The 26,356-nt window shown below is 40.3% G+C and carries 26 protein-coding genes; 2 read left to right on the top strand and 24 right to left on the bottom strand.

Annotated features, from left to right (window positions below; genetic code table 11):
- Positions 1–15: 15 nt before the first annotated feature.
- The 5 genes from DLJ48_RS06485 to typA all read right to left on the bottom strand — a co-directional run bounded on the left by DLJ48_RS06485 (position 16) and on the right by typA (position 6,986).
- Positions 16–897 (bottom strand): carbohydrate ABC transporter permease, encoded by an 882-nt coding sequence (locus DLJ48_RS06485; RefSeq protein WP_128686672.1) that lies wholly within the window; start codon positions 895–897, stop codon positions 16–18.
- 12 nt (positions 898–909) lie between these two features.
- Positions 910–1,809, bottom strand: coding sequence for an ABC transporter permease (locus tag DLJ48_RS06480; protein WP_128686671.1), 900 nt, complete (start codon positions 1,807–1,809; stop codon positions 910–912).
- Positions 1,810–1,882: 73 nt separating this feature from the next.
- On the bottom strand, positions 1,883–3,532 hold the full coding sequence (locus tag DLJ48_RS06475) for a type 2 periplasmic-binding domain-containing protein (protein ID WP_202982891.1): 1,650 nt from the start codon (positions 3,530–3,532) through the stop codon (positions 1,883–1,885).
- 420 nt (positions 3,533–3,952) lie between these two features.
- Complete coding sequence (locus tag DLJ48_RS06470) at positions 3,953–4,984, bottom strand: LacI family DNA-binding transcriptional regulator (protein ID WP_128686670.1); 1,032 nt, start codon at positions 4,982–4,984, stop codon at positions 3,953–3,955.
- 166 nt (positions 4,985–5,150) lie between these two features.
- Positions 5,151–6,986 carry a translational GTPase TypA gene (typA, locus tag DLJ48_RS06465; protein WP_128686669.1) on the bottom strand — a complete coding sequence of 612 codons (1,836 nt, stop codon included), beginning with the start codon at positions 6,984–6,986 and terminating at the stop codon, positions 5,151–5,153.
- Between the two features lie 108 nt (positions 6,987–7,094).
- Here typA and def point away from each other — a divergent pair, with 108 nt between their 5' ends.
- Complete coding sequence (gene def / locus DLJ48_RS06460) at positions 7,095–7,652, top strand: peptide deformylase (RefSeq protein WP_128686668.1); 558 nt, start codon at positions 7,095–7,097, stop codon at positions 7,650–7,652.
- A gap of 53 nt (positions 7,653–7,705) precedes the next feature.
- Here def and DLJ48_RS06455 read toward each other — a convergent pair whose 3' ends face one another.
- The 8 genes from DLJ48_RS06455 to rpsP form a co-directional block, all read right to left on the bottom strand.
- Positions 7,706–8,974 (bottom strand): C40 family peptidase, encoded by a 1,269-nt coding sequence (locus tag DLJ48_RS06455; RefSeq protein ID WP_128686667.1) that lies wholly within the window; start codon positions 8,972–8,974, stop codon positions 7,706–7,708.
- A gap of 230 nt (positions 8,975–9,204) precedes the next feature.
- On the bottom strand, positions 9,205–9,390 hold the full coding sequence (locus DLJ48_RS06450; protein ID WP_128687105.1) for a 2-hydroxymuconate tautomerase: 186 nt from the start codon (positions 9,388–9,390) through the stop codon (positions 9,205–9,207).
- 3 nt (positions 9,391–9,393) lie between these two features.
- The gene (locus DLJ48_RS06445) at positions 9,394–10,290 is read right to left on the bottom strand and encodes a YitT family protein (protein WP_128686666.1); all 897 of its coding nucleotides are present in this window, start codon (positions 10,288–10,290) and stop codon (positions 9,394–9,396) included.
- A gap of 55 nt (positions 10,291–10,345) precedes the next feature.
- Positions 10,346–10,729: a 50S ribosomal protein L19 gene (gene rplS / locus DLJ48_RS06440; RefSeq protein ID WP_128686665.1), complete on the bottom strand. Its 384-nt coding sequence runs from the start codon at positions 10,727–10,729 to the stop codon at positions 10,346–10,348.
- A gap of 122 nt (positions 10,730–10,851) precedes the next feature.
- The gene (gene trmD / locus DLJ48_RS06435) at positions 10,852–11,580 is read right to left on the bottom strand and encodes a tRNA (guanosine(37)-N1)-methyltransferase TrmD (RefSeq protein ID WP_128686664.1); all 729 of its coding nucleotides are present in this window, start codon (positions 11,578–11,580) and stop codon (positions 10,852–10,854) included.
- A complete protein-coding gene (rimM, locus tag DLJ48_RS06430) occupies positions 11,570–12,073 on the bottom strand; it encodes a ribosome maturation factor RimM (protein ID WP_128686663.1) in 504 nt (167 codons plus the stop codon). Before rimM ends, trmD begins: the two co-directional genes overlap by 11 nt.
- A complete protein-coding gene (locus DLJ48_RS06425) occupies positions 12,070–12,570 on the bottom strand; it encodes a methylated-DNA--[protein]-cysteine S-methyltransferase (protein WP_128686662.1) in 501 nt (166 codons plus the stop codon). The genes rimM and DLJ48_RS06425 overlap by 4 nt, the downstream gene beginning before the upstream one ends.
- A 41-nt stretch (positions 12,571–12,611) precedes the next feature.
- On the bottom strand, positions 12,612–12,899 hold the full coding sequence (rpsP, locus tag DLJ48_RS06420; RefSeq protein WP_128686661.1) for a 30S ribosomal protein S16: 288 nt from the start codon (positions 12,897–12,899) through the stop codon (positions 12,612–12,614).
- A 115-nt stretch (positions 12,900–13,014) separates the two neighbouring features.
- Here rpsP and DLJ48_RS06415 point away from each other — a divergent pair, with 115 nt between their 5' ends.
- Positions 13,015–13,656: a prepilin peptidase gene (locus tag DLJ48_RS06415; protein ID WP_128686660.1), complete on the top strand. Its 642-nt coding sequence runs from the start codon at positions 13,015–13,017 to the stop codon at positions 13,654–13,656.
- A 5-nt stretch (positions 13,657–13,661) separates the two neighbouring features.
- On the opposite strand, the gene DLJ48_RS06410 is transcribed toward DLJ48_RS06415, so the two are convergent.
- The 11 genes from DLJ48_RS06410 to DLJ48_RS06360 form a co-directional block, all read right to left on the bottom strand.
- A complete protein-coding gene (locus DLJ48_RS06410) occupies positions 13,662–14,045 on the bottom strand; it encodes a DNA polymerase III subunit alpha (RefSeq protein ID WP_128686659.1) in 384 nt (127 codons plus the stop codon).
- A complete protein-coding gene (locus DLJ48_RS06405) occupies positions 14,038–15,333 on the bottom strand; it encodes a Y-family DNA polymerase (protein WP_128686658.1) in 1,296 nt (431 codons plus the stop codon). The genes DLJ48_RS06410 and DLJ48_RS06405 overlap by 8 nt, the downstream gene beginning before the upstream one ends.
- 82 nt (positions 15,334–15,415) lie before the next feature.
- The gene (locus tag DLJ48_RS06400; RefSeq protein ID WP_128686657.1) at positions 15,416–16,204 is read right to left on the bottom strand and encodes an XRE family transcriptional regulator; all 789 of its coding nucleotides are present in this window, start codon (positions 16,202–16,204) and stop codon (positions 15,416–15,418) included.
- Between the two features lie 171 nt (positions 16,205–16,375).
- A complete protein-coding gene (tuf, locus tag DLJ48_RS06395; RefSeq protein WP_174813062.1) occupies positions 16,376–17,566 on the bottom strand; it encodes an elongation factor Tu in 1,191 nt (396 codons plus the stop codon).
- A 147-nt stretch (positions 17,567–17,713) separates the two neighbouring features.
- Positions 17,714–18,376: a thiamine diphosphokinase gene (locus tag DLJ48_RS06390; protein WP_128686655.1), complete on the bottom strand. Its 663-nt coding sequence runs from the start codon at positions 18,374–18,376 to the stop codon at positions 17,714–17,716.
- Positions 18,363–19,034, bottom strand: coding sequence for a ribulose-phosphate 3-epimerase (rpe, locus tag DLJ48_RS06385; RefSeq protein ID WP_128686654.1), 672 nt, complete (start codon positions 19,032–19,034; stop codon positions 18,363–18,365). The genes DLJ48_RS06390 and rpe overlap by 14 nt, the downstream gene beginning before the upstream one ends.
- Positions 19,035–19,090: 56 nt before the next feature.
- A complete protein-coding gene (gene pknB, locus DLJ48_RS06380) occupies positions 19,091–20,884 on the bottom strand; it encodes a Stk1 family PASTA domain-containing Ser/Thr kinase (RefSeq protein WP_128686653.1) in 1,794 nt (597 codons plus the stop codon).
- On the bottom strand, positions 20,884–21,627 hold the full coding sequence (locus tag DLJ48_RS06375; RefSeq protein ID WP_128686652.1) for a protein phosphatase 2C domain-containing protein: 744 nt from the start codon (positions 21,625–21,627) through the stop codon (positions 20,884–20,886). Before DLJ48_RS06375 ends, pknB begins: the two co-directional genes overlap by 1 nt.
- A gap of 26 nt (positions 21,628–21,653) precedes the next feature.
- Positions 21,654–22,604, bottom strand: a complete 951-nt coding sequence (gene fmt / locus DLJ48_RS06370) for a methionyl-tRNA formyltransferase (protein ID WP_128686651.1) — start codon at positions 22,602–22,604, stop codon at positions 21,654–21,656.
- Positions 22,604–25,015: a primosomal protein N' gene (gene priA / locus DLJ48_RS06365; RefSeq protein ID WP_128686650.1), complete on the bottom strand. Its 2,412-nt coding sequence runs from the start codon at positions 25,013–25,015 to the stop codon at positions 22,604–22,606. Before priA ends, fmt begins: the two co-directional genes overlap by 1 nt.
- Positions 25,012–26,355 (bottom strand): bifunctional metallophosphatase/5'-nucleotidase, encoded by a 1,344-nt coding sequence (locus tag DLJ48_RS06360; RefSeq protein WP_128686649.1) that lies wholly within the window; start codon positions 26,353–26,355, stop codon positions 25,012–25,014. Before DLJ48_RS06360 ends, priA begins: the two co-directional genes overlap by 4 nt.
- Position 26,356: the final 1 nt, after the last annotated feature.

The following is a 26,356-nucleotide window of genomic DNA, read 5'->3' as shown; positions in this document are numbered from 1 at the left end:
ACTCATTTCGTGCCATTAGCCTTTGACAGAACCGATCACCAGTCCCGAAGTAAAGTATTTTTGTAAAAACGGATAAATCATTAATACCGGCACGATTGAAACAACGATTTTAGCTGCATTTAATGTTTTATCTGAAACCGAAGCTAGCGCTTTAAGCTGTGATGGATCTGTAATCTTAGACATATCAACATTTAATTGCTGAATATACGTGGCTAAAGGATAATTGGCCGCACTATTCATATAAAGCAGACCGCTAAAGTAATCATTCCAATGACCAACAATGGCAAATAAACTGATCGTAGCCAGTGCCGGTAGTGAGATCGGCAAATAAATCTTAAATAAAATCGTTGGTTTTGAAGCACCGTCCATCATGGCAGCCTCTTCGAGCGAATCAGGAATACTCTTAAAGAAGTTCATTAACAAAATAACGTTAAAAATTGGAACAGCGCCTGGCAAGACCAGTGCCCAAATCGTATTCATTAAACCCAACCCTTTAACAACCAGAAAAAGCGGGATCATGCCGCCTGAAAACAGCATCGCAAAAATCATGATATTCATATAAATATTGCGAGCTGAAAACTGACTTTTGCTTTTAGACAAGGGATATGCCAACAAGACTGAGAGAATCATATTTAATCCTGTTCCCAAAATGACTCTTTCTATTGACACAAGAAAAGCATGCCAAAACTGGCTATCTTTAAACAGCATGCTATAGGACTCAAGATTAAAGTCAACCGGCCAAAGACCGACCTGATTAGCTTGAGCCGCTGTGCTACCACTAAAGGATATCGATACCATATTTAGCAATGGAAAAAAACAAAGTGCTGTCATAATCAACAAAATGATCCAAATAATAGCATCTGATAAACGACTTGCAAAAGATTTTGATCTTATCATGTTCTATCTCCCTTAAAAGATCCTCATATTTGCGAATTTGATCGATAGCTTGTTTGCTGAGATCAATAGCGCGAAAGACACTACCGATTTCAGCAAGCCGATCGCGGTTGCAAAACTATATTGTTGACCTAATAATCCAACACGATAAACATAAGTATCGATGACATCGCCCGTTTCATAAACAATTGGGTTATATAAGGCATAAATCTGATCAAAACCAGCATTAAGAATGCTGCCCAAGTTCAACGCTGAAATCAGCATGACAGTCGGCAAGATCCCTGGCAATGTCACATGAAGTAATTGTTTAAAACGATTTGCACCATCCATTGAAGCTGCTTCATAAAGACCCGGATCAATGCCTGTTAAGGCAGCTAGATAAACGATGGCCCCATATCCGAAGTTTTTCCAAACATCTGTGCCGATCATGACTTTTCTAAACCACTGGTTACTGGCTAAAAACATAATCGGATGCAGACCTAGTCCTTGCAGAATATTGTTGATCGGACCACTATAATCAAAAACATTGATCACAATTGCCGCAACAACTGCCCATGACAAGAAATTTGGTAGATAAACAATTGTTTGGATCGTTTTTTTAGCCCATTTTAATCTGATCTCATTTAGCAACAGTGCAAATATGATCGGAACCAGCGTACCGAAAAATATTTTTCCTATTGCGATTATCAAAGTATTACGCAGGATATCCCAACTATCAGGGATTTGTATCATGTATTGAAAATTATCCAGCCCGACCCATGGCGATCCAAATATTCCCTTAGTCGGAATATAGTTTTCGAAAGCCATGACAATGCCTAACATCGGAATAAAGCTGAAAACAACCAGAAAAGCCATTCCTGGCAGCATCATGAGATGATAGCCAAGTTGGCCGGTTCGACGCTTCCTTCTCCCCATTTAAGTTCTCCTTTTTAAGCGGTCCAGTTAAAGAGATGGATACGACTTTGATCGTATCCATTGTCTTCACTATTTATTTTTTACCAACTGCTGTTGAAACTTCTTTTGTGATTTGCGCACCACCTTGCTGATTCCATTGGTGAACAAATTTACTGAATTTATTAATGCTTTCTTCCCCAGTCACGATCTTCAAGAATGTCTCATCTTCCAAGGTTCCCAAATTAGTCCACTTCAACTTCATACTCTTGGTCTGTCCGAAGTAAACCGGATTAACTGATTTAACTTTGGTTGTGGCCATTAATTTAGCGCCCAGCATTCTGGAAGTGTAGCCGCTCCATGCGTTCGCATTGGCATTTTTTGGATCTTTGAGATAATCTTTGATATTTTTATACGAAGTTGAATCATCTAGCGAAAGGCTGCTAGGATTCTTCTTACCATCGACCGTCGCCTGCAGATCTTTGTACATCTGTACCGTTGCATTATTGAAATTGACCATTACATCAAGCGGTTTGCCGCCGTCATAACCGTTTTGTACAAAATCAACAACTGGTTTGTAATTCTTATCTTTACGAACCAGTCTGTCATTCAAAGCACTGACAAGTTTAGGCAGCAATTCAGGATGTGCATATCCTTTTTTAACAACGTAAAACTCTGAATCGGGATCCTGAGTATAAGCACTGATTTTACCGTCGCCATTTTTAGAAATCATATAAGGTTTCCAATCAGCTTTTGGATCTTTTTGTTTGGCACTGTTCAACGGATAATCACCTGACCACCAAGGCCCGAAGAAAGCACCGGCTTTACCACTAATAATCAATGATTCAATGCTGTCGCGAACAGCCATTTGTGGATCGATCAATCCCTTTTTATACCAACTTGCCAATAGACCAAGGGCTTGTTTTGTTTGATTGGTCGTTGATCCATAAACGACCTTGCCATTTTGCCTGATCCACTGACGCGGATAAGAATTGTATGTTGCGAAAATATTATCTGCTACGAAAAGCGACCCATACATGCCGCCAACAGATTTAGAAAGAGCCAGACCGATCGTCTTTCCTTTACCGTTATTTCCTGGATCTTTTTCAACAAAAGCAGTCAAAACTTTTTGCAATTCAGCGACTGTTTTTGGCGCTTTCAATCCTAGTTTGTCCAACCAATCTTGACGAATCCACAGCATTGTCGGTGCCGTAGCATTTTGCGTTGAAGGTATCGCCATTAGTTTGCCATTAAAAGTGGCTTCCTTTAAAGCGCGGCCATTGTATGAATTATATTTTTCTTTAACGAATTTCGAAGTACTACTTTTGTAAACCTTACTCAAATCCTGAATTTCGCCACTGGCAACTAGGGTTCTCAAGGTATCAATATTAACTGACATAATATCCGGCAAGTCCCCAGAAGCAACCGCCATCGAAACTTTTCGATCATAGGCATCACCAGTTTCAGCTTCAAATTTGTCCTTGCTTTGGATATTTAAAGTCTTTTTTAAATATTTGGTATAGGCATTGTTCTCATAAGTCTGTCCCTTGGGCAATTTAGGAATGCCCGGTGTCGACTTACCAATTGTATAAGTGACCGTTTTTTTATATTTACTAAACGGCTTAAGTTCCTGAGACGTGACCGTCGTTTTATCCTTGCCAGCGGCCGGTTTATCGGCCACTCTAAAGCCAAAAAATATGCCAACTACGACGAGTACTGCAGAAATTGCCGCAATTATTCTTTTCATAAAACCCTCCACATTTTCCTTTAACAGAAAATGACAATCTTCAAAATCATAACTTGCAAAAAATTCAAATTCCCAAAATAATTTCAGCTGATCAAAAAAGCATTTTATTAATATTTTGGACCTAGCTGAAATTTGCAAAAACATTCAGAATCAATCATTTTAATTTCTAAATGAAAGTAAAATGCTTTTAAAATCACCTGCTTTCTTTTAATTAGGTGTTACGCAACACCTAATCAACAAAATTCATACTAACATATAAGTAAAGCGCTTACAATAATAAAATAATGTTTTCTCAAATCACAAATGTTTTAAAATCATCGTGCGAGGCTTTTAGGCAAGCGATAAATATCCAGATATCATCTTCAAGGCTAAGTTCAATGACCTGATCATCGCAGCTTGATCATAGTCAACAACAAGCGATTAACGTTTTTTTGTGCTACCTTGAATTACCAATTCAACATCCAAAAGCTGATTGACTTTCACAGCCTTGCCCTCGTGTTTAATACGCTTAAATAAATGATCAATCGCTAAAACAGCTTTTTGTCGAACATTTTGGCCAATTGTTGTCAGTTTAGGTCGACATTGTTCGGAAAATACGTTATGGTCAAAACCCGTCACGGACAAGTCCTGCGGCACACGAATACCATTATCTTGAAAAATATTCATCGCATCAACGGCCAAATAATCAGAAGTGAATACTAGAGCTGTGAAATTTTTCAGTTGATCTTTTGCTAATTCTTTTAAAAACGCATGACGCGGTTCAAGCTGATAATCTAAACCAAAAAAATCATTAGAATCAAACTGGCTGCCAGCCTCCTGCAGAGCCTGTTTAAACCCAGCAAAACGTTCATAATCCACACCAAAAAGCCGCACACCATCAGCACAAAAACCAATTTTGCGGTGTCCTAAGCTCAGCAAATACTTCGTAATTTGATAGCCGCCCTCAAAATCCTTCAAGCCGATATTGATAAAATCTGCTGTTTCAAATTTTTTGTCAATGTAAGTATCAATAAAAGCGAGCGGCGTTTTTCTTTCCTGGATCAATTTACCCGCATCATCCGGCAAAGCACCTAAAATAATCAAGCCTTCAATATTCCAAGCCGAAACGAATTGGAGACTCTCGTTGACACTGCCAGAAGTGTAAAGCATCATGAAATAACCGCGTTTTCGAATTTCTTCTTCTAAAGAACCAATGATTTGATCATAAAAAGGATCTGAAAAAACATTGATTTCAGATCTGCGTGAATAACTCAAAATAACACCAATGATTTTTGAACCATGTCGACCCAAAATTCGACCACCCATATTAGAAACATAATTATGTTCTTTCAAGGCTGCTTGAATTTTACGATAATTAATTTCGGAGACCTTGCTCTTTTTACCATGAACGACGTTGGAGACTGTTGTCGGACTGAGGCCAACAATTTGTGAGATTTCTTTAATGCTAACCATCGGTCGGACTTCCTTTTAAAAAATAATTTTATTACTTTTAATGGTCAATGATTTAAGCATAGGCTAATTCTAATATCGACCAATATAAATTTTTGAAAAAACATCAAAATAAAACCCCGAAACTGGTCAATCACATTTCAGGGTTTTAAATCAAAAATATTTTTTATTAGTTTGAGCGATGGCGGCCAACCTTTTCACGTTGACTGGTCTGCAGAATAATTTTTCTCAAACGCGTATTTTCTGGTGTCACTTCAACCAATTCATCATCATTTAAAAACTCAATTGATTCTTCAAGAGTCAGATGCATTGGCGTCTTAATAATTGAGGTTGTGTCCTTATTTGAAGAGCGGACGTTACTTTGAGCCTTCATTCTCGTAATGTTGACTGAAATGTCATTTTCGCGAGAATTAGAACCAACGATCATGCCTTCATAGACTTCTGTTCCTGGATCAACAAAAACGGTACCGCGATCCTCGATCTGCATAATAGCATAGGTCGTCACAGTTCCTTGTGCGATCGCAACAAGAGTACCATTACGGCGACCAGGATTCCATCCACCTATAACAGGGCGATAATCCAAGAAAGTATGGTTATAAATACCATAGCCACGAGTGGAACTCAAAAATTCGCTAGAATAACCAATCAAACCGCGAGATGGTGCAACGAAATGTAAACGAGTCTGACCGTTGCCTTGAGGATCCATATTCAAAAGTTCGCCTTTACGTTCGGACAAAGCCTGAATGATAGAACCGGTATATTCTTCTGGTGTATCGATTTGGACATCCTCGAAAGGCTCAGAACGTTTGCCATCAATTTCACGATAAATAACTTTTGGACGACCAGCTTGAAGTTCGAAGCCTTCACGACGCAAAGTCTCGATCAAAATCGAAAGATGCAGTTCGCCACGTCCAGAAACAGTCCAAACGCCAGGCGTATCTGTGTCAAGAACACGCAAAGAAACATCTGTGTGCAATTCCTGTTTTAAACGGTCTCCTAGTTGACGAGCAGTAACGAATTTACCTTCGCGTCCAGCAAAAGGCGAATCATTAGTTCTGAAAGTCATCTGTAAGGTAGGCGGATCAATTCTCAGTAATGGCAAGGCTTCAGGAGTACTTGAAGCAGCAACTGTTTCACCAACATTGATTTCTTCCATGCCCGACACAGCGATCAGGTCACCAGCCTCAGCTTGATTAATATCAATTCGCTTTAGACCCAAAAAGCCCATTAACTTAGTAACACGGAAATCTTTATGCGTGCCGTCAAGTTTCAAAACTGTGACATTATCGCCAACTGCAATCTTGCCGCGAACAACACGACCAATGCCAATTCGACCAACGAACTCGTTATAGTCGAGCATCGCAACCTGAAACTGCATTGGTTCATCCGAATTATCGATAGGCGCTGGAATCGTCTTAAAAACAGTGTCAAAAATTGGTTTCATCGTATGTTCTTGTTGACTGATCTCAGGTGAATAACTACTGGTACCATTCATCGCAGAAGCATAAATGACTGGAAAATCCAACATTTCATCGTCAGCACCCAATTCGATAAACAGATCCAAAACTTCGTCGACCACTTCCTTAGGACGTGCGCCAGGACGATCAACTTTGTTAATGATCACAATAGGGGTCAAATGCTGTTCGAAAGCTTTTTTCAAAACAAAACGAGTCTGCGGCATTGTGCCTTCAAAGGCATCGACAACTAAAAGCACACCATCGACCATCGTCATGATACGTTCAACTTCGCCACCAAAATCAGCATGTCCCGGCGTATCGACGATATTGATCTGTTTGTCGCCGACCTTAATAGCAGTCGTTTTTGACAAGATAGTGATACCACGTTCTTTTTCAATTGGATTTGTATCCATCGCGCGGTCTGCGATTTGCGTATGCGAATCAAAAGTGTCTGATTGCTTCAGCATCTCATTGACTAAGGTTGTCTTGCCATGATCAACATGAGCAATAATTGCAATATTTCTAATATCTTCTCTCGTTTTTACCATTCAAAATTCCTTTACAAACAAAAAGCCGCTTATGCAGCCACTGGTAATTAATAATACACGAAAATGAGTACTTTGGCTAGTCTGGTATACAATGAAAACATGATATTAATGGAAGATATTATCCGCGATGGCGATCCGATCTTACGCGCTCAAGCTAAACCAGTTGTTTTCCCACTCGATCCAAGTACCCTAGAACTTGGTCGCCGCATGTTAGAATTTCTCGAGGTTTCTCAGGATAAAGAAAAAAATGAAACCTATCACTTGCGTCCCGGCGTTGGCTTGGCAGGCCCACAGGTTGATCATTCATTACAAATGACTGCACTGCTAATCCCAGCGATCAAACCAGAAGAAAGTACAGAGCCTTTTTTCAAGGGCATTGTTTTTAATCCAAAAATCACGCGAGAATCAGTCAAACGAGCCGCACTAGAAGCTGGTGAAGGATGTCTGTCCAAAGATGAGGATGTCCCCGGGATCGTCCTGCGAGCCGACAAAATAACCGTTGATTATGATAATGAAAAGGGTCAGCACTGTTCGATTCGTCTAAAAGACTACCCAGCGATTGTTTTCCAGCATGAAATTGATCATTTACGTGGTGTCATGTACTACGATCACATTAATGAATTAGATCCATGGGCCGTGGCTGATGATGTTGTCTTGATAAAATGAAGATAAAAAAAGAGGCTCATCGTGAACCTCTTTTTATTTCGCTAAAATTCAGATTAGTGAATAACTGTGCCGGCGAAGCTAGGCATAAAGTAAGACGAAATCGTTTCAATTTCAACATTTTTACCAGGTTCTGGTGCAGCGACATACTGGCCGTTTCCGATATAAATAGCAACGTGATAGCTAGCACCAACATTGCCCCAAAAGAGTAAGTCCCCTGGTTTTGCAGACGCAACCGAATGTTTAGAAACATAGCTCTCCTGAGAAACCGTGTAATGTGGCAGACTAATACCTGCCCTTTGGAAAACATAACTAACTAATCCAGAACAATCAAAACCTGCAGTGGTTGAGCCGCCCCAAACATATGGAATATTCTGTTTAGACAACTGAACTGCTAAATTAATGACTGTTTGAACAGTCGAACTGGAAGCAGCTGGTGTATAAGCTGTGGTCTTAACAATAGCTTTTGATTTGCTGGCTGCTGCGGCCTTAGCTTTAGCAGCAGCAGCGGCATTAGCAGCTGATTGTGCTGCTTGGCTTGCTGCAACTGAAGATGCATAGGCACTGGAAGCAGCTGCAGAAGCTGCGGCCTGACTAGTTGCAACAGAATTAGCAGCTGATTGCGCTGCCTGGCTGGCTGCAACTGAAGACGCATAAGCACTGGAAGCAGCTGCAGAACTCGTATCAGCTGTAGAAGAAGCAGTGCTAGCAGATGTTGGCTGGTCAGATGCTGAACTAGCAGCTGTCTCTTCGGTAGAAGAACTCGTTTGAACAGGTGCTGCGCTTGTCACCGCTGTGCTACTGGCACTAGCTTGATCAATTTGGATGGTTTGGCCAACATTAATTAGCGACTTGCCGCCATTGGCTTTGACTAAATCGTCAACATTTGTACCAGTTTGCTGAGCAATTAACCAAAGAGAATCGCCTGCTTGTACCGTATATGGCGTTGTCTGAGCATCTGTCGAAGCACTAACAGCTGATGACGAACTAGCGCTGCTTGCTGACGAACTAGCACTACTAGCAGCTGAACTAGATGCCGCACTACTGCTTTGAGCTACTTGTTGGGCAGGACTAGCAACTGCTGTTTGGTCTGTATCGGAGAATAGTAATGTATTGCCCGCAATAATTAAATTAGGATCAGAAACTTTGTTTGCAATCGCCAAGGCATCAACACTAGTTCCATGTTCACGAGCCAAGCGCCACAAAGTATCACCGTTCTTAATCGTGTATGTATCAGCTTGTGCTGCTGCAGCCCCAACACTTGCAACACCCAACGCAGAAAGTGCTGTAATAAATGCTTTTGATTTTAAAGAAGATTTTTTCATTTCTACCTCGCCTGTTACTAATTCTAAGCGCTGGACCAAATTTTTGGGTTGCAGTGAGGTTACAAAATATTTCTAATTTTTATCAAACATCTGTTTGTTTTTTTAGTTAAAAAGTATTTTTTTACGAACAAATGGTTGGAAAAAAATAAATTGCATATTACAAATATGATCTTTCTTTTAAAAAAGTGCCGATCCGTGATGAATCAACACTTTTTGATATTACAAAGATGTTACATTTCAGATTTTAAAATCCCAGCAGCAGCAATATGATCTGTTTTGGATTCACGAACGACAATGTGAACAGCTTCAGCTTTTGCATTGGCATCTTGCACCATTACTTCCGTAATATCTTTCACTATTTTTTTAATTTGCTTGTGCGAGCGTCCTTCCAACATATCAATTTGAATATATGGCATCATTTACCTTCCTTTTTTTAGACTAGCCTGATGGTCAGAATCAAGCCACAGACCATTGATCGAAACAGTACTAACAATGTTAATAAAAGCATGTGGGTCAATCTCGCGAACAATCTGTTCCATATCATAAAGTTCCACACGACTAATAACCATGAATAGCGTTGAAGAAGGTTGGTGGGAATAAGCACCAACCGATGGTAAGATCGTGATACCACGGACTAATTCATTTTGCAGGGCTTTCGTCAACTCAGTAGCTTTATCAGTGACGATGAAAGCGGTCAATTTTTGTTGCCCTGTATAAATGGTATCAATCACTTGCCCAGTAGCGAAAATGCCGATCAATGTATATAAAGCATTCGGCCAACCAATAAAAACACCAGCGACCAGCACGATCGATACGTTGATCGTGTTGCTGATTACGCCGACTGAACGACCCGTTTTCTTTTGGACGATCATTGCAATAATATCCATGCCGCCTGTCGATAAACCAAAACGCATCGATAAGCCAGTCGCTATACCCATTAAAACACCAGAAAAAAGTGAAGCCAGTAAAACATTTTGAGCGATATTAATGACGGGAAAATAGACAATAAAAAGTGATGTTAAAACAGAATTAGCTGTACTTAAAATCGTAAAACGCGAACCAACCAATTTCCAACCGAAAAGTCCAATTGTCACACTACTGATTAAAATAAAAACACCAGTATTGATTTGAAAACCAAATAAGCGCTCACTGGCCAACGAAAGCAGCTGAGAAATTCCCGTAAAACCACCAGTAAAAATATGGTTGGGATTTAAAAACATATTGATAGCAAGGACTTCCAAAAGAGCTGTAAAAATCAGAATGATTATTTGACCCAACAACTGTGGAAATGAATTTTGAATTTTTCTGATTGTCATGATTTTGTCTAAGAAAAAAACGGACCCTCAAATCGCCCGTTTCAAAATGATTTTATTACTTTTGAACTTTCTTGGAAGCTCCCTTAACATTAAGATTTTCCTTAATACGAGCAGCTTTACCACGAAGTGCCCGCAAATAATACAGCTTGGCACGACGAACATGGCCATGACGGACCACTTCGATCTTGTCAACACGTGGTGAATTCAGAGGAAAAGTACGCTCAACACCAACACCGGAAGAAACTTTTCTAACCGTATAGCTGGCTGAGATACCAAATCCCCTGCGCTTAACAACAACGCCTTCAAACAATTGGACACGCTCACGTTCGCCTTCGACGATTCGGGCATAAACCTTAACACCATCTCCAGGACGAAAATCAGGAATATCCGAACGCAGTTGCGACTGCGTTAAATTCTCTAATACTTGGTTCTGTCTCATTACATACTCCCAACGAAAACATTGATATTCAATACCTTGGTACAACAGCGCAATGTCAGTGATTGGCAAAAATAGCCATTTAAAATTGTATCAGTTTTCGCAGCCTTAAATCAAGTAGTTAGTTACTTATATTTAATGTCATCAAGCAAATCCAGTTCTTCTTTCGTAAAAGATCGTTTTTCCAGCAGATCCGGTCGACGTGCATAAGTACGTCGCAAAGATGCTTGCAAACGCCATTTGCGAATTTTCTCGTGATCGCCATTAGTCAGCACTTCGGGAACCTTCATACCACGAAAATCAGCCGGCCGCGTATATTGTGGTTCCTCTAACAAGCCGTTTTGAAAACTATCGTCCTCAGCAGATTCTGCGTTTCCCAAAACATTTCCCAAAAAGCGGACCGTCGCATCAATGATGACCATCGAGGCCAATTCGCCACCAGTCAAAACATAGTCGCCAAGACTGATCTCGTCATCGACTAAATGACGAATGCGATTATCGTAACCTTCATAATGGCCAGCAATAAAAGTCAAATGATCAAATCCAGCCAATTCTTTAGCAACTTTATGATCAAATTTGCGACCGGCGGGATCAACAAGAATCACATGACCTTTGTCACCGTTATTTTCTGCTTGGACATGCGTCATAGCATCAAAAATTGGTTGCGGCATTAGCAGCATACCAGCACCGCCGCCATAAACAACGTCATCAACGTGTTTTTGCTTATTTGTTGTAAAATCGCGAAAATCCGTGACCTTAAAATCAATAATCCCCTTCTCGATCGCTTTACCGATCATGGACTGGCGCAAAGGATCAAACATTTCCGGAAAAATACTTAAAACATCAATTTTCATCCAAGCCCTCCAACAACGATACTGTGATCACAGCTTGTTTCAAATCAACTTTCTTAACAACTTCATCAATATAAGGAATTAAAATCTCCTTGCCAGTTACTTTTTTGATCGTCCAAACATCATTGGCGCCGGTATGAAAAGAATCAGTTACTTGGCCAATCGTATTTCCTTGTTCATCAATGACCTGCAAGCCAATAATTTGGGAAACAAGATATTCACCTTCAGCTAGTTCTAGCTGCTGATCGTCTTCAATAAAAATATCTTGGCCTTTATATTTTTCCACCAAATTAATATTTTCATGATCAAGCAGCTGCAGCAGCCAAAAATTTTTAAAAGGCCGGCTGGATTTAACAATTAATTTTTCCCGACCTATCATTAATTCAGTCTTCTTGGCAAATCGCTGAGATGGAAAATCTGTCACCGCATCAATTTTTAATTCCCCGGCGATCCCGTGAGTATTCAGGACTCGGCCAATACGTAGTAAATGACTCATTTTCCCTCCAATTCTAATAAGGCACGCTTTACATCTGAACCATCGCGATATTGGCCAATCTGACCAGATTTGCTAATAATACGATGGCAGGGAATCAGTAATTCAATGGGATTTTTGCCAACCGCCGTTGCAACTGCTCGAACAGCTTTTTTGTCAGCAAGTCGTTCGGCAAGATCTGTATAGCTGATTGGTTGAGTAACTTTTTGTAAGGCTTTAAGCACACACAGCTGAAAATCAGAAAATTGCCAAAAATGCCAATCAATTTTTAAATCAATTTCTGAGCTCTGGCCGGCAAAATAATCTGAAAAAGCCTGATCGATCGCGGTGTTTTTCTGCAAAAAAACGCTTTTAAGTCCTGACCACTTTTCAAATTCTTTGACCGCTTCTTTTTGAAAAGTCGTAAAAACAAGGCCTTGGTCTGAATAAAAATAGCTAAAGGACCAGTCGCGAAAATTGATCGAAGCATAATTAATTTGTTCAGTTAAAATCGTTTTCATATTAAAATCATACAAAAAAACCGCCATCAAGGGCGGAAAGATTACTTAGCTGCTTTTTTAGCAGCGAGTTTGGCTTCATGAACTCTTTTCAACAATCCAGCATCAGAAAGAAAGTTGCGAACAGTATCAGTTGGTTGAGCGCCCTTCATCAACCATCCAAAAATTTCATCTTCATTCAATTTGATTTCTGCTGGCTTTGTAATTGGGTTGTAATAGCCGACTTCTCCGATGAAACGGCCATCACGACGAGCCCGTGAATCAGCAACAACAACACGATAGAAAGGACGCTTTTTGGTACCCATCAAGTGCAAACGAATTTTAACTGACATAGTTATCTCCTAAAAATATTACTTGACTTAATATATCCTTTTTAATAAACCTTGTCAAGGGTATTTACTTGACAAGGGTAATATCATTTTTTTGCGAAAATGCGTATTAATAAATATGGAGAATATTTATTTTGTTCTTGGTGCCTGTTTGGCATCTTTTATTATGTGTCTGGCCAATCGAATGAATCGCCAAGCTAGTTTGAAGGGCTTTTCGTATTGTGATCATTGCGGCAAACGACTCTTGCCTATCAATCTAATACCAATTATCAGCTGGTTGATCTTCTTGGGAAAATGCCGCAGTTGCAAACATCATATTTCACTAGTTTACCCTTTAACTGAATTATCACTAGCGGTTATTTTTTTAAGTGCATCAGCAAACTATGTATTTTTAATCATCTGCTGCCTATTCTTGTTTTTGAGTTGTGAGGATCTTTATGATCACTCAGCTCATGTTTTCATTCTGTATCCGATCATATTATTTGAATTGTGTCGACACTGTTCCAAAGAAAAAGTCATCGCTGGCATAATTTTACTGGCACTGCTGCTATTTTTCGTTTATTGTCGGCAAACACTGGGTTTCGGCGACTTGCCTGTCATCATACTCATTTACTTAAATACAACTCATTTACAGTTTTTAATGGTTATTATGCTAGCTAGCGGATTAGCCATTTTAATTATTCTTCACCAGCAGGAAAAACAATTAGCATTTATCCCTTTCTTGACGATCGCTTACGTTCTTATAAAATTAATTGTATAGTACAATTAATTCTCAATTAACTGGCAATTCCAAATATCATTAACGGCAACGACTTTGTCAGCGACTAAGATGCCTGTTTCATCATAGCCTTCAACAAAACCTAAAATAGTCGCATAAATGTCATGCTCTTCAGATTCTTCGGCTAATTGGATCTGAACTTCCTTGTGATTCGAAAATGCGTCAAATAATCTTTGAGAAATTGTTTTAAAATCCATTCGCTCTCTTAAGAAGCGTCTTTCTTTTTCAGCACGCTGCTTCGATGATTTTTCGATGACACGCGTATGGTCTGACAAATAAAAACCGCCCCATTTCATCATGCCGCGATCTTGAAAAGAATGAATGAATTGGTCTCGAATTTTCGGATCATAATTTGGATAATCTTTATTCATAGCTATTACCGCCATTATGACCGCCGACCAAACCGGCTCGTTGAATTGCCGTGCCGCCAGGTAAAGTGGAAGAAGCTTTAACCAATTTTGTAAAACCATATTTGAGACGCAAGCTGTCAACAGTCTTATCCAGTTCTCGATCTTTGATTTGCCGGTCAGCCGTTCGAAACAAATCAAACTGTTGACTGCTATCAGCAACTAAGTCAGCAAAGTAAACAGAAATATTACGAATTTTGTCCCCTCGCCAATTGGCATGAAACAAATTCAACACAATTTGATCTAAAACTCTGCTTTCATTTGTTGCTGTAATCCTGCTTTGCTTAGAAAAACCGCCACTAGTGTATTCATTGCCGACCCACACATGAACTAAACGAGTTTGCAAATGATGTTTTCTAATACGGGCTGAAACTTGATCCGAAATTTCTTGTAAGGCCACTTCAATTTCGCTTTTCTGCGTATAATTTTTTGGCAGAACCTGTGAGTTGCCGTAAGATTTTTCCTTTGGAAAAGTTTTTTGGCTAATCACTGCTCGATCAATACCCCAAGACAAGAGATAGAGCTGGCCGCCAATAATACCAAATTTTCTGCTCAGATCATAAGGATCATGATGAGCCAGATCATCTAAAGAATGAATACCAATAGCCTCTAGTTTTCGTGCAGTTCGTTTACCAATACTCCAGACAGAATCCAAGTCTTTAATCGGCCATAATTTTTCCGGAATCGTCTCATAACTGATTTGTTCCATAAAGCCATGATTATGTTTGGCATAAACATCCATTGCAATTTTTGCTTGCGTTAAGTTATCGCCGATACCGATCGTTGTATAAATTCCCGTTTTAAAATAAACTTCTTTTTGAATCTTCTTAGCAACTTCTATCTCGCTGCTGCCAAACAGCTGCCAGGATTTAGTCATATCTAAAAAGCTTTCATCGATAGAATAGATATGCAAGTCTTCATCAGCAACATATTTTCGATAAATATCATTAATTTGAGAATTAACATAGATATAAAAATTCATACGTGGCGCCACCATGATCAAGTCATGATCTTTTTTTGGCAAGTCACGTACACGGCTAACGTTCGATCTCAAGCCGTAACGCTCTTTGGCCATATGACTCGTTGCAAGAATTAAACCGTTGCCACCGATGTTGGGACCAGTCGAAACCACGATAAGAGGAACTTTAAGCGGGTCGAAGCCGCGTGAAACAGCCTCAACACTAGCGTAAAAAGACTTGCTATCAATTGCAAAAATTACTCGGCGTCTTTCATTGTCAAAATATTCAGACATCCTCATATCTCAATAATACGAACATATGTTCGTATGTCAAGTCGCTATTAGCAAATTTTAAAAAATAAAAAAGCTTGAGCCATCAGGCTTCAAGCTTATCCAACATTCTAGCTAATTGCGGACTTTTTAATATTTTGTATAGTTCTTGAACAGCAGAAATCATTTTTTCTTGTGCGCCGTACATTTTGTTTTCATAGTATACCTGAGCTTGGATCATCATTAATTCGCCAAAATGCCAAATAGAATTTTTTTGTTTTAAAATGCCAAATGCTTTGTTTAAGTGGCATATTGCTTCGTCTACATTCCCAACCAATAAAAAATGTTCAGCTAAAGCCTGGTAAATCCGAATATAACTGGTCATAGAAAATGACGGCTCAGTATAAGGATGTTTTTTGATAATATCAATAACACTGTCAAAGCAAACACCTGCTTTGAACAAATCATCCTTTTGCTGCCAAATTTCTGCTTTGATCGTATTAGCCAAAGCATAGTGAAACCAAACTCGCTGTTTTTCAGGAACATTGATCATCTGGTCACAGTGGAAATTAGCATCTTCGATTAGACCATCATGAAACGACGATGAGGCACATAGATAATCATATTGCTGCCGCTCAAAAAAATTGTCTTGACTAGGACGGCTTATTTTTTTTAATCCCGTCTGAACCTTACCGTAACATTCATCGTCCAATTGATGCTGTAGCAAAATAAGAGGGTTCGTTACTAAGCGAGTAGTAAGAATATCAACGACAGTCAATGAAAGCCGCCTCGTCAAGCCCTCTAGAATATCGAAGTTCGGCAAAACGCCATTTATTTCCAAATTACTAATTGTCGCTTGACAAGTCAAGCCATCCGCTAGTTCAGCTTGAGTCATGTTTAAATCATTTCTTCGAGTCTTAAATACATCGCCATTAATTATCAATAAAATATCCACCGCCTTCTTAATCTTGTACTAAGAGTAACAAGGTTTAAAAAATAAGTCAAGCGTTCAACAAAATAAAATAAAAAAAACCACTATCTTTTGAATAGTGATTTTTTATAGACATTAGTCATCAATTTCAGAAACAGTGCCGGCACCAACAGTATGGCCACCTTCACGGATAGTGAACTTCAAACCTTTTTCGATAGCAACTGGCTTCATTAATTCGACAGTAAATGTCACATGATCACCAGGCATAACCATTTCAACACCTTCAGGTAATTCTACGACACCTGTAACATCAGTCGTATGGAAATAGAACTGAGGGCGATAATTAGTGAAGAATGGCGTATGACGGCCACCTTCTTCCTTGGTCAAGATATAAACTTCACCCTTGAACTTCTTGTGAGTCTTGATCGAACCCGGCTTAGCCAAAACTTGGCCACGTTCGATACCTTCGCGATCAATACCACGAAGCAAAGCACCAATGTTATCACCGGCTTCACCAATATCCAAAGTCTTACGGAACATTTCAACACCTGTAACAACGGTGCTTTTAATGTCATCACGTAGACCAACGATCTCAACCGTGTCATTGATTTTAACAGTACCACGATCAATACGACCAGAGGCAACAGTTCCACGACCAGTAATCGTGAAGACATCTTCAACAGGCATCAGGAATGGCTTGTCAATGTCACGAACTGGAGTTGGAATGTATTCATCAATAACATCCATTAAGTGCAAAACGACCTTTTCTTGTTCTGGATCTCCTTGAAGAGCCTTCAAAGCAGATCCACGAATAACAGGAATATCGTCACCAGGGAAATCATATTCAGACAAAAGTTCACGAACTTCCATCTCAACAAGATCAATTAACTCGTCATCATCAACAAGATCGGTCTTGTTCAAAAATACAACGATATAGTTAACACCAACTTGACGAGCGAGCAAAATATGTTCACGAGTCTGCGGCATAGGACCATCAGTTGCAGCAACAACAAGGATGGCACCATCCATTTGTGCAGCACCGGTGATCATATTTTTAACGTAATCAGCATGTCCTGGCGCATCAATATGTGCGTAGTGACGTTTTTCTGTTTCGTATTCAACGTGGGCAGTATTGATCGTGATTCCACGTTCACGCTCTTCAGGAGCGGCATCAATTGAGGCATAATCTTGGGCTTGCGCAAGGCCTTTTTCAGACAATACCTTAGTGATAGCAGCCGTTAAAGTGGTCTTACCATGATCAACATGACCGATAGTACCAATATTAACGTGCGGCTTAGTTCTTTCGTAATGTTCCTTTTCAGCCAATTTGGTTTCCTCCATTTTAATAGTTCATCGATTGAACGATGTAGGCTTAAAATTTTAAGCTTATACTTTATGGGCAATTGCACTAAAAGTAAAAAGCCTTAACTATTATACAAAAGTAAGCTTAAAAAACAAAGTTTATCGGGCTTTTTAACTATATATTGCAATCACGTTTCCCGTTTCAAAACTAATTTCGACTTCTGCATCGCTCAAAAACTCATTTGACGCGAAAGCACGAGCAATTTTAGATGAAAAGTTCGATAACTCGTATTTGGCCCCTTTAATTGAAAAATGACTAATATCATTCAAAGTGATCAAGCCCAAATACTTCTTGTGAAATTTATTGGATAGCAGGTAATTTCCGGCAGCAAAGAATTCAACAATATTAGTCAGATCATAAAATTTAATCCTGCGCAGAATATTTGTGTATTGCGCCTCAAATAAATTCAGAAGATTATTCAGTTCGTGGTCAAGACGCTGACCAGTCATGGCAAATAAATTAATGGCATCGTATTTAGATAAATCGAAATGTTTTTCAACCCAAAGCAGGGACAATTCTGTATCGGTATAATCTTTTTCTGGTTTTGCCTGAAAAAAATTCTTTGGATCAACTTTGCTTTTCACGAATGCTAACTCTGATGCAGTTAAAGAATCAAAATCACCAATAGCTGTGATGTGCTCGACACCATGTGTCAGTAAATAAAAGGCACCAGCATCAACACCGATCCAATCTGAATCTGAATGTAAAAAATCCGAAAAATTCTTGGGCAGATTTTCCCTAGGACCACCTGCCAAAATATTAATCGACCGCAAAATCCGTGACCTCGATCAATTTTTGAACTTTGGCAGCTGGATCTAACTTGTCATACACATAAGAACCAGCGACAGCAACAGTAACACCGGCCTTATAAGCATCGATAACGGTTTTATCATTAACGCCGCCATCAATTTCGATATCAAAATGCAAATCATGATCTTTTTTATATTGATTAAGTTCAGCGACTTTAGTGATTTCTTGCGGCAAAAACTTTTGACCGCCAAATCCTGGATTAACCGTCATAACAAGAACTTGATCCACCATATATAAAATAGGCAGTATCGAAGAAACTGGTGTGCCTGGGTTTATAACAACTTCGGCACGACTGCCAGCATTTTTAATCATCTGTAAAACACGGTGAATATGTGCAGTAGCTTCAACATGTACACCAATAATATCTGCACCGGCTTTAGCAAAAACATCCACGATTTTTTCTGGATGATTAACCATTAAATGCACATCTAACGCTAATTGGCTGCCGCTGGCTTTGATTTGTTTGACCCATTCCGGTCCGTAAGAAATGCTGGGCACAAAATCACCATCCATGATATCGATATGCAAATATTTTGCACCAGCCTTCTCAACTAATTGGATTTGATCAGCTAAATTCAAATAATCTGCCGCCAAAATGGACGGCGCAACAATAACACTCATATTTTCTCCCTAAATTGATTTATAAAACAGCTAAACATACACCATTTTTGTCATGCTTATTTGCTCTCACTGCTAGACGAGCTGCTAGAAGAAGAACTGCTTGAACTAGAAGAAGAACTGCTTGAACTAGAAGAAGAACTGCTTGAACTAGAAGGCGCCGCCTTTGCAACTTGCAAATTAATAACGGTTGAAGATGATATTTCCGTACCACCGCTAGGATTCTGGCTAATAACACTACCACTACTGTAAAGATTAGTCTCACTATAATTAATTTCAAGCTTAATACCATTCTGGTTGGCCCAAGCCTGGGCACTGGCAACATTATCAAAAGTTGGTACTGTAATCTTTTGCGGTCCCTTAGAAACTGTAAATTTAACCGTCGTTTCATAAGGGTCGACTTTTTCATCAGCTGCAATGGACTGCTTAATGATCTGCCCACTTGAAATGGTATCAGAATAACGTTCAGTCTTTTTAACTTTGTAGCCTTGATTTTTCAAAACATTGGCCACAATTGAGTAATCAGAACCGACGTAATCTCCGAAAGTCAATTTTTTAGCACCATTCGATACGATCAGATCGATCTTGGTTTTTTTCGATACATGCAAGCCGATCTTTGGATCGGACTTTATTACTTGACCTTTTTTGATCGTTCTTGAAGTTGTCTTGCTAATATTGCCAACTTCAAGATTATTATTGCGAATTAATTTTTCTGCCTTATTTAAGGCCATGTTATGCGTATCCGGCACCTGAACTTTGCCAGGCCAAAACATCGCAGCTAAAATAACGATGATGCCAGCCGCAAGCAGACCAGCTAGAATCCAAGGCCAGATACGATGCTTTTTATGTTTTTTGACAAGGGGGGCATTCTTTTTGGCATCCTTGAGCAACACAGCGGGATCAACTTCATTAGCAGATGCGTTAGGCCGCTGGATGCCGCTAGCAACTTGAGATTTCAGTTCATCGATCGGGATCGTTCTAGTCTCAGCCTGATCATCAACAAAATCAGGTAATTTAGCTTCTCCTGACCGTTGTGGTGACAGGCTTGTCCGCAAATCATTAGCCATATCTTCAGCCGTTAAATAACGATTATCAGGATTCTTAGCAGTAGCGCGTAAAATAACGTTTTCCAAAGCCTGTGGAATATTTGGATCAGCTGCTTTAGCAGAAGGCATCCGTTCAGAAGAATGTTTCATCGCGATCGAAACTGCTGTCTCACCCTCGTAAGGCACCTTCCCGGTCAACATTTCAAACAAAATAACACCCAGCGCATAAATATCAGACTTATTCGTTGCCATGCCGCCACGAGTCTGCTCAGGACTTAAATAGTGAACTGATCCCAAAACAGCATTCGTCTGCGTCATACCAAATTCACTTCTAGCGATCGCAATACCAAAATCAACGATTTTAAGCGAACCATCTTTGCCAACAAGAATGTTCTGCGGTTTTAGATCACGATGAACAATGCCGTGATTGTGAGCCATAGAAACAGCCGAAAGTACTTGCTCCATGATATTCACAACTTGTGTATAAGGAATTGGATAATATTGAGCGATGTACTTTTTCAGATCCATGCCATCAACATATTCCATAGCTAAATACTGCATACCATCAAAAGAACCCGAATCCAGTACTTTAACGATGTTAGGGTGAACCAGTTGTGCTGCGGCTTGAGCTTCTCTTTGGAAACGGCGCACAAAATCCGGATTGTTTTGCAGATCCAAACGCAGGACTTTGATCGCCACTTGCTGATTGCTCTGCATATCAGTAGCTAAATAAACATTGGCCATCCCACCCTCGCCGAGCGGCCGGATAATTTGATATCTGTTTGCAAATATTGAACCAGGATTCATCAATTATCCTCCTTAAACTGTGACATTAGTAAGATCGTGACATTATCAAAACCGCTTTGTTCATTAGCTGTATTAACTAATTGTGCCACCATCTCGCTTAGAGACTTGTGTCTTGATTTTATAACACGTAAAATATCCTGTTCCTCAACTTGTTTTGTCAAACCATCTGTTGCCAGCATAATAATGTCGTTGTTAGCGACTTTTGAAACCGTAAAAAACATTTCTGTCTGCGCATTCAAGCCAAAATAACGCGTAATGCTTTGGTGATGCGGAATACTATTAACATTTTCTTGAGAAACTTCACCACGCTTCAGCAGTTCATTGCCAAAAGAATGATCAAGAGAAAGCTGTTTTAAAAATTTGCCATTAAAAATATAAGCTCGCGAATCACCTAAGTTGCCAACCAGTACATCATCCTTGATCGCCACAGCCAGTACCATCGTCGTTGCCATTTTCGAAAGATCATCGAAACGTTTGCCAGCTTCCAAAATACGACTGTTCTCTTCTCTGGCTTTTTCTGAAATCCAGTCTTTTGCAGCTTGAATTGAGGCGATTTCCGTTTGGCGCCAACCGAAACCGAAGTTGTTGACAACCATCTCAGCTGCAACATCACCGCCTTTTTCACTCGTGACGCCATCTGCGACAACGGCGAGTTTGTAGTGATTTTTATTCGTGAAAATCCCGACAAAGTCTTGGTTTTCTTTTTTTCGAGTCCCAATATCACTTAAGTAGGCGATTTGCATAAGTCATCCGTAATACTATTGTAATACTATACCCTATCAACGCGGTCACCGACACGCAAGCTCTTGTTAGACCCGTTCAAGAAAGCCGAAACGGACATGCGTTTTTTTCCTGCAGGCTGAACCTGCTGCAATAAGACAGCTATGCCATCGGCTGCGGTAATCGCGAAATCGTGCTTGGACAGTATTGATATTTGACCTGTTTGGCCAATCAGCGAACCAGTCTCTGCCGTAAAAACCTTGATCTGCTCTTGATTGATTCGTAAGCTTGCACCAGGCTTTGGCGAAAGACCGCGAACTAAGTCAACAATTTGTGCAGCAGATTTATGATAAAAATCCAGTTTAGACAATTGATTATCAATTTTCGGCGCTAACGTGATCCGACTTGTATCTTGTTTAGCTGTAAGGAAATCACCTGTGAGCATTTTCGGCATTGTTTCTAGCAAAAGATCACGACCAACGATGGCCAGCTTTTCGAACAAAGAGGCGGCATTATCAGATGTTGCGATCGGTATTTCTCTCACAGAAACGATATCGCCGGCGTCCATCTCCCTGACCATGTACATGATCGAAACGCCAGTCTTTTTATCACCATTTATAAGTGCCCAATTGATCGGAGCAGCTCCACGGTACTTGGGCAGCAAACTGGCATGGACATTGATCGCCGCAACGGTCGCTGACTTCAGCAGTTTAGTTGGGACGAATTGCCCAAAAGCAGCCGTCACCAAAAAGTCAGCCTGCATTGCGATCAAGTCAGCCATCTCCTTTGAACCTGATAATTTTTCAGGCTGGAAAACTGCCAAATTATTGGCTATTGCAATTTTTTTGGTCTGAGTAACTGCCAAAGTCCTTTTCCGGCCAACCGGCCGATCAGGCTGGCTCACCACCGCAAGCACTTGAAAAGCAGGATCATCGATCAAGCCTTGCAAGACACTGGCACTAAAATCTGAAGTTCCAAAAAAAATCACCGAATTAGTCATCAAATAAATGATACCGGATCACGGTCAATACTTAAATAAATATTTTTAGAAAGTTTTTCAGCAAAGTCAGTCTGCAGGCTGGTCAGTGTGTTTTCTAAATTCTGGTCAGCCTTATACTTCAGGATGATTTGGAAATAATAACGATTGCGTAATTTAGCGATCGCCTTCGGTGTTGGACCCAGCACAATCGTTTTCGGATCTAATTGAGGCCGAATAAATGCAGAAACCTGATCAATTGCTTGACTGGTCAAAAACTGGTCAGGACCACTGACTGCAATTTGAATCGTATAAAAATAAGGCGGATAGTCTGCTAAATGGCGCAAAAGCATTTCTGATTTATAAAAGGCCTCGTAATTTTGATCAGCTGCCAATTTGATTGCGTAATTATCAGGATTAAAGCTTTGAATAATAACTTCGCCTGTTTTCTGATCACGTCCAGCACGACCAGCAACCTGTGTCAATAGTTCGAAAGTCTTTTCACCAGATCGGTAATCCGGCAGATTCAAACCAACATCAGCATTGATGGCACCAACCAAGGTCACATCTGGAAAATCAAGTCCTTTAGCAACCATCTGTGTACCCAATAGGACATCGTATTTACGAGCAGCAAAGTCGCTCAAAATTTTTTCCAAGCTGCCTTTTTTACGAGTTGTATCTTGGTCCAAACGCACAAGCTTGATGCCGGTGATCAGAGAATTCAATTTAGCTGCCACTTTTTCCGTGCCAGTACCAACATAGCGAATCTGATGGCTGCCGCATACAGGACATGTATTAGGAATCGCTTCCTCATAACCGCAATAATGGCAGTTTAAAGAATGGCTATCCATGTGCAGTGTTAAGGAGACATTACAATTCGGACAATGCGGCACATAACCGCAATTTCGGCACATGACAAAAGATGAAAATCCGCGACGGTTTAACAGCAAAATGCTTTGTTCATGATTCAGCTGGCGTTGTTTGATCGCATCAAGCAGTTCTGGACTAAAATCACTATCTGCATGCTGCCGCTGCCAGACTTCGCGCATATCGACGATTGAAACTTTTGGTAAAACAGCTCCCGATACAGCACGATGTTTCATGGTCAATAACTGAAAAAGTCCTTTTTGCGCTCTAGCTCGCGATTCCAAGCTAGGTGTTGCCGAGCCCAATAAAGTGACAGCTTTGTGATATTTCGCCCGCCATAAAGCGACATCTCTAGCATGGTAGCGCGGGTTGTCCTCTTGCTTGTAATTCGTTTCATGTTCTTCATCGATAATGATCAGCCCAATATTAGACAAGGGTGAGAAAACAGCCGAACGTGTGCCGATGACAATTTTAATTTTGCCATCACGGATCTCCTCCCACTGGTCTAAACGCTGACCATCCGACAGGCCTGAATGAATCAAAGCAACCGAATCCAAAAAACGCGCTTTAACACGCCGAATCATTTGCGGGGTCAACGCAATTTCCGGAACTAATAATAAAGCCGTTTTCCCTTCAGCGATCGTTTTTTCAATCAGCTGCAAGTACACTTCCGTCTTGCCAGAGCCTGTGATGCCCTCGAGCAAAAAAGTTTTATTTTCTCCTTTTGTAATCGAAGCCAGTAGCTGATCAAAAACTGACTGCTGATCAGCGGTCAGTTTAACCGCTTTGGTTTTTTTGACAGAAATATTTTTGACCGGGTTTCTCGTTAATGGCATTTGACTCTTTTCCAGCCAATTATTTTTTTCAGCTGTTGCGATCGTCGATACAGAAATGTCTAAAATATCCGCGAGTTCTTTGCTTTGAAAAAAAACATTCTCGTGGTCAGCGAGAAAAATCAAGAGTTTTTTCTGCGCTTCGCTGCGCCGCCTGCTTTTTAATAGCTCCGACAATTCCCCAGCAGATAACTTAGCTGACAGCACTTTAACAGTCTTGGCCTTATTTTTCTTTTCAATCGTCGTTGTCTGTACGATTTTGCCTTGGCGAATTAGTTCGTTGATCATCGCTGTCTGTTGAGGATCATAATTTTTAGCTAAAAATTCAATTTCATCATTACCTAAAAAAATAGTCTGTCTCAGTTCTTTTGAGACATCACCAACAATTTTCAAACCCTTTAAATAACGTGGCTTAAAAGCATTTGGCAGCATTGCTTGAATCACTTGTACGCGATAAGAAAAAACATAACGAGCCAGCCAATCCGATAATGCCAGCATTTCATGATTTAAGATCGGCTGTTTATCAACAATAGATTCAATCGTTTTTAATTGAAAATCACCTGCTGGCTTTTGATCAACGGCGACGACATAGCCCATTAAAAAGCGTCTGCCAAAAGGTACTCGGACGCGATGACCAAGCAAATCAAAATCCAGTAAATCGTCTGGAATTGCATATGTAAAAGGTTGATTTGTCTGCCGAGTTGGTAGATCAACAATGACGGAAACTGTTTTCAATCAAGTACCTCACGACGATATTTTACATGATAATAGCGAGCCATTAATTCCCGCAAAATCCCCTTAAAATCAAATGATACCTCAGCCGCCTGCAAAGAGTGAAACCAAGGCAGAAAATAGTAGTGATCAAGACTGGCAATTTCATAATGTTCATCAGGATCAATACTGCTGTTTTCAAGTCCGAAGAACTTCATTTCGCCAAATTTGTCACCACGAAAGCCGGAACCGTTGATATGCAGATTCAAAAGATGGTCATGCTGCAAATGAATTTCGGCCAGCAACTTTAATAAGTCACTGCCAGTAATATCGATTTTCATCGGATTGATCGTGTGCGGCAAATCGGTTAAAAGCTGAAAATTATTCAGTTCGCCAACCGGCAGGTCGTCTAAAAACATGCCGGTCGAAATCATAGCTATTTTCGTATGAAAATTAGTCATCAAAGCATCAGCACAGTCATCGACCTGCTCAAGCGGACTCCGTGATACCGGCAAATTGGCAACGATCTGATTTGCTAAGATCGTGCGTCCAGACTCACGCCAGTTTTCCAAGAACGCTGAGGCTGATTTTACAGGCAGTAAATCATCGAAAGGGGTCGTTTTTGCTTTTGTAGAGACGATTTCGTGATTTTCATTGATTTCCAGCGTCACTTCACCAACGTTTTCACCGTATTTCCCGGCGGCCGCCAAAAACGTTTGCTCAACTTGTTGACCGTGAGGCAGCAAGTGATGGGTGTGCGCACCTAAAATGACAGAAATTTTTTTAAATTGTTTGGCTAAGGCTTGATCAGTCGGCAGACCGAGATGAGATAACAAGATTCGAACATCCGATTGAGCCACAACACGATCAGATAATTTGGCCAAGGTCGGCAGTGGTTGAACAGGCAGCCAATCAGCCAGCGGATAGGTTGATTCGTAGGCAGCCGTTAGACCAAAAGCTGATATTCTTGTACCTTTCGGTGTGACAAAAATACGGAATTCTTCAGCCCATTTAGGTAATTGGTGGTCGTTTTCAAAAATATTTGCTAGCAAAACGGCAAAATGACGCTGAGAATAAATATCTTCCATGCGATCATGCGGCAAACCCAGTCCTTCATTATTACCGATCGTGACACCATCATAACCACAATCATTTAGCAGCTGCGTGTTGGCTTTGCCCCAAGTAGCCTGCGTGTTGGCATCATAGCGATCGATAAAATCACCAATATCAAAAGTCAAAACAAAATGACCAGCTGCCTGCAGGATTGCGCGGCGCGTCTTGATCCAATTAGCGATTCGCGGCCAATGTTCAACATGGCTGTGAATGTCATTGGTGTGTAGAATTGTCACAAATTCATGTGCCATC

It is taken from the genome of Oenococcus sicerae, assembly GCF_004102045.2.
Lineage (GTDB): Bacteria > Bacillota > Bacilli > Lactobacillales > Lactobacillaceae > Oenococcus > Oenococcus sicerae.
This window is presented reverse-complemented; position numbering and strand designations above follow the sequence as displayed.

Excerpts from the sequence above, each read along its gene's own strand:
- DLJ48_RS06485 (WP_128686672.1), bottom strand. The coding sequence starts at position 897 with ATGATAAGATCAAAATCTTTTGCAAGTCGTTTATCAGATGCTATTATT.
- DLJ48_RS06480 (WP_128686671.1), bottom strand. The coding sequence starts at position 1,809 with ATGGGGAGAAGGAAGCGTCGAACCGGCCAACTTGGCTATCATCTCATG.
- DLJ48_RS06475 (WP_202982891.1), bottom strand. The coding sequence starts at position 3,532 with ATGAAAAGAATAATTGCGGCAATTTCTGCAGTACTCGTCGTAGTTGGC.
- DLJ48_RS06470 (WP_128686670.1), bottom strand. The coding sequence starts at position 4,984 with ATGGTTAGCATTAAAGAAATCTCACAAATTGTTGGCCTCAGTCCGACA.
- typA (WP_128686669.1), bottom strand. The coding sequence starts at position 6,986 with ATGGTAAAAACGAGAGAAGATATTAGAAATATTGCAATTATTGCTCAT.
- def (WP_128686668.1), top strand. The coding sequence starts at position 7,095 with ATGGAAGATATTATCCGCGATGGCGATCCGATCTTACGCGCTCAAGCT.
- DLJ48_RS06455 (WP_128686667.1), bottom strand. The coding sequence starts at position 8,974 with ATGAAAAAATCTTCTTTAAAATCAAAAGCATTTATTACAGCACTTTCT.
- DLJ48_RS06450 (WP_128687105.1), bottom strand. The coding sequence starts at position 9,390 with ATGCCATATATTCAAATTGATATGTTGGAAGGACGCTCGCACAAGCAA.
- DLJ48_RS06445 (WP_128686666.1), bottom strand. The coding sequence starts at position 10,290 with ATGACAATCAGAAAAATTCAAAATTCATTTCCACAGTTGTTGGGTCAA.
- rplS (WP_128686665.1), bottom strand. The coding sequence starts at position 10,729 with ATGAGACAGAACCAAGTATTAGAGAATTTAACGCAGTCGCAACTGCGT.
- trmD (WP_128686664.1), bottom strand. The coding sequence starts at position 11,580 with ATGAAAATTGATGTTTTAAGTATTTTTCCGGAAATGTTTGATCCTTTG.
- rimM (WP_128686663.1), bottom strand. The coding sequence starts at position 12,073 with ATGAGTCATTTACTACGTATTGGCCGAGTCCTGAATACTCACGGGATC.
- DLJ48_RS06425 (WP_128686662.1), bottom strand. The coding sequence starts at position 12,570 with ATGAAAACGATTTTAACTGAACAAATTAATTATGCTTCGATCAATTTT.
- rpsP (WP_128686661.1), bottom strand. The coding sequence starts at position 12,899 with ATGTCAGTTAAAATTCGTTTGCACTTGATGGGTACCAAAAAGCGTCCT.
- DLJ48_RS06415 (WP_128686660.1), top strand. The coding sequence starts at position 13,015 with ATGGAGAATATTTATTTTGTTCTTGGTGCCTGTTTGGCATCTTTTATT.
- DLJ48_RS06410 (WP_128686659.1), bottom strand. The coding sequence starts at position 14,045 with ATGAATAAAGATTATCCAAATTATGATCCGAAAATTCGAGACCAATTC.
- DLJ48_RS06405 (WP_128686658.1), bottom strand. The coding sequence starts at position 15,333 with ATGTCTGAATATTTTGACAATGAAAGACGCCGAGTAATTTTTGCAATT.
- DLJ48_RS06400 (WP_128686657.1), bottom strand. The coding sequence starts at position 16,204 with ATGACTCAAGCTGAACTAGCGGATGGCTTGACTTGTCAAGCGACAATT.
- rpe (WP_128686654.1), bottom strand. The coding sequence starts at position 19,034 with ATGAGTGTTATTGTTGCGCCGTCCATTTTGGCGGCAGATTATTTGAAT.
- pknB (WP_128686653.1), bottom strand. The coding sequence starts at position 20,884 with ATGAATCCTGGTTCAATATTTGCAAACAGATATCAAATTATCCGGCCG.
- DLJ48_RS06375 (WP_128686652.1), bottom strand. The coding sequence starts at position 21,627 with ATGCAAATCGCCTACTTAAGTGATATTGGGACTCGAAAAAAAGAAAAC.
- fmt (WP_128686651.1), bottom strand. The coding sequence starts at position 22,604 with ATGACTAATTCGGTGATTTTTTTTGGAACTTCAGATTTTAGTGCCAGT.
- DLJ48_RS06360 (WP_128686649.1), bottom strand. The coding sequence starts at position 26,355 with ATGGCACATGAATTTGTGACAATTCTACACACCAATGACATTCACAGC.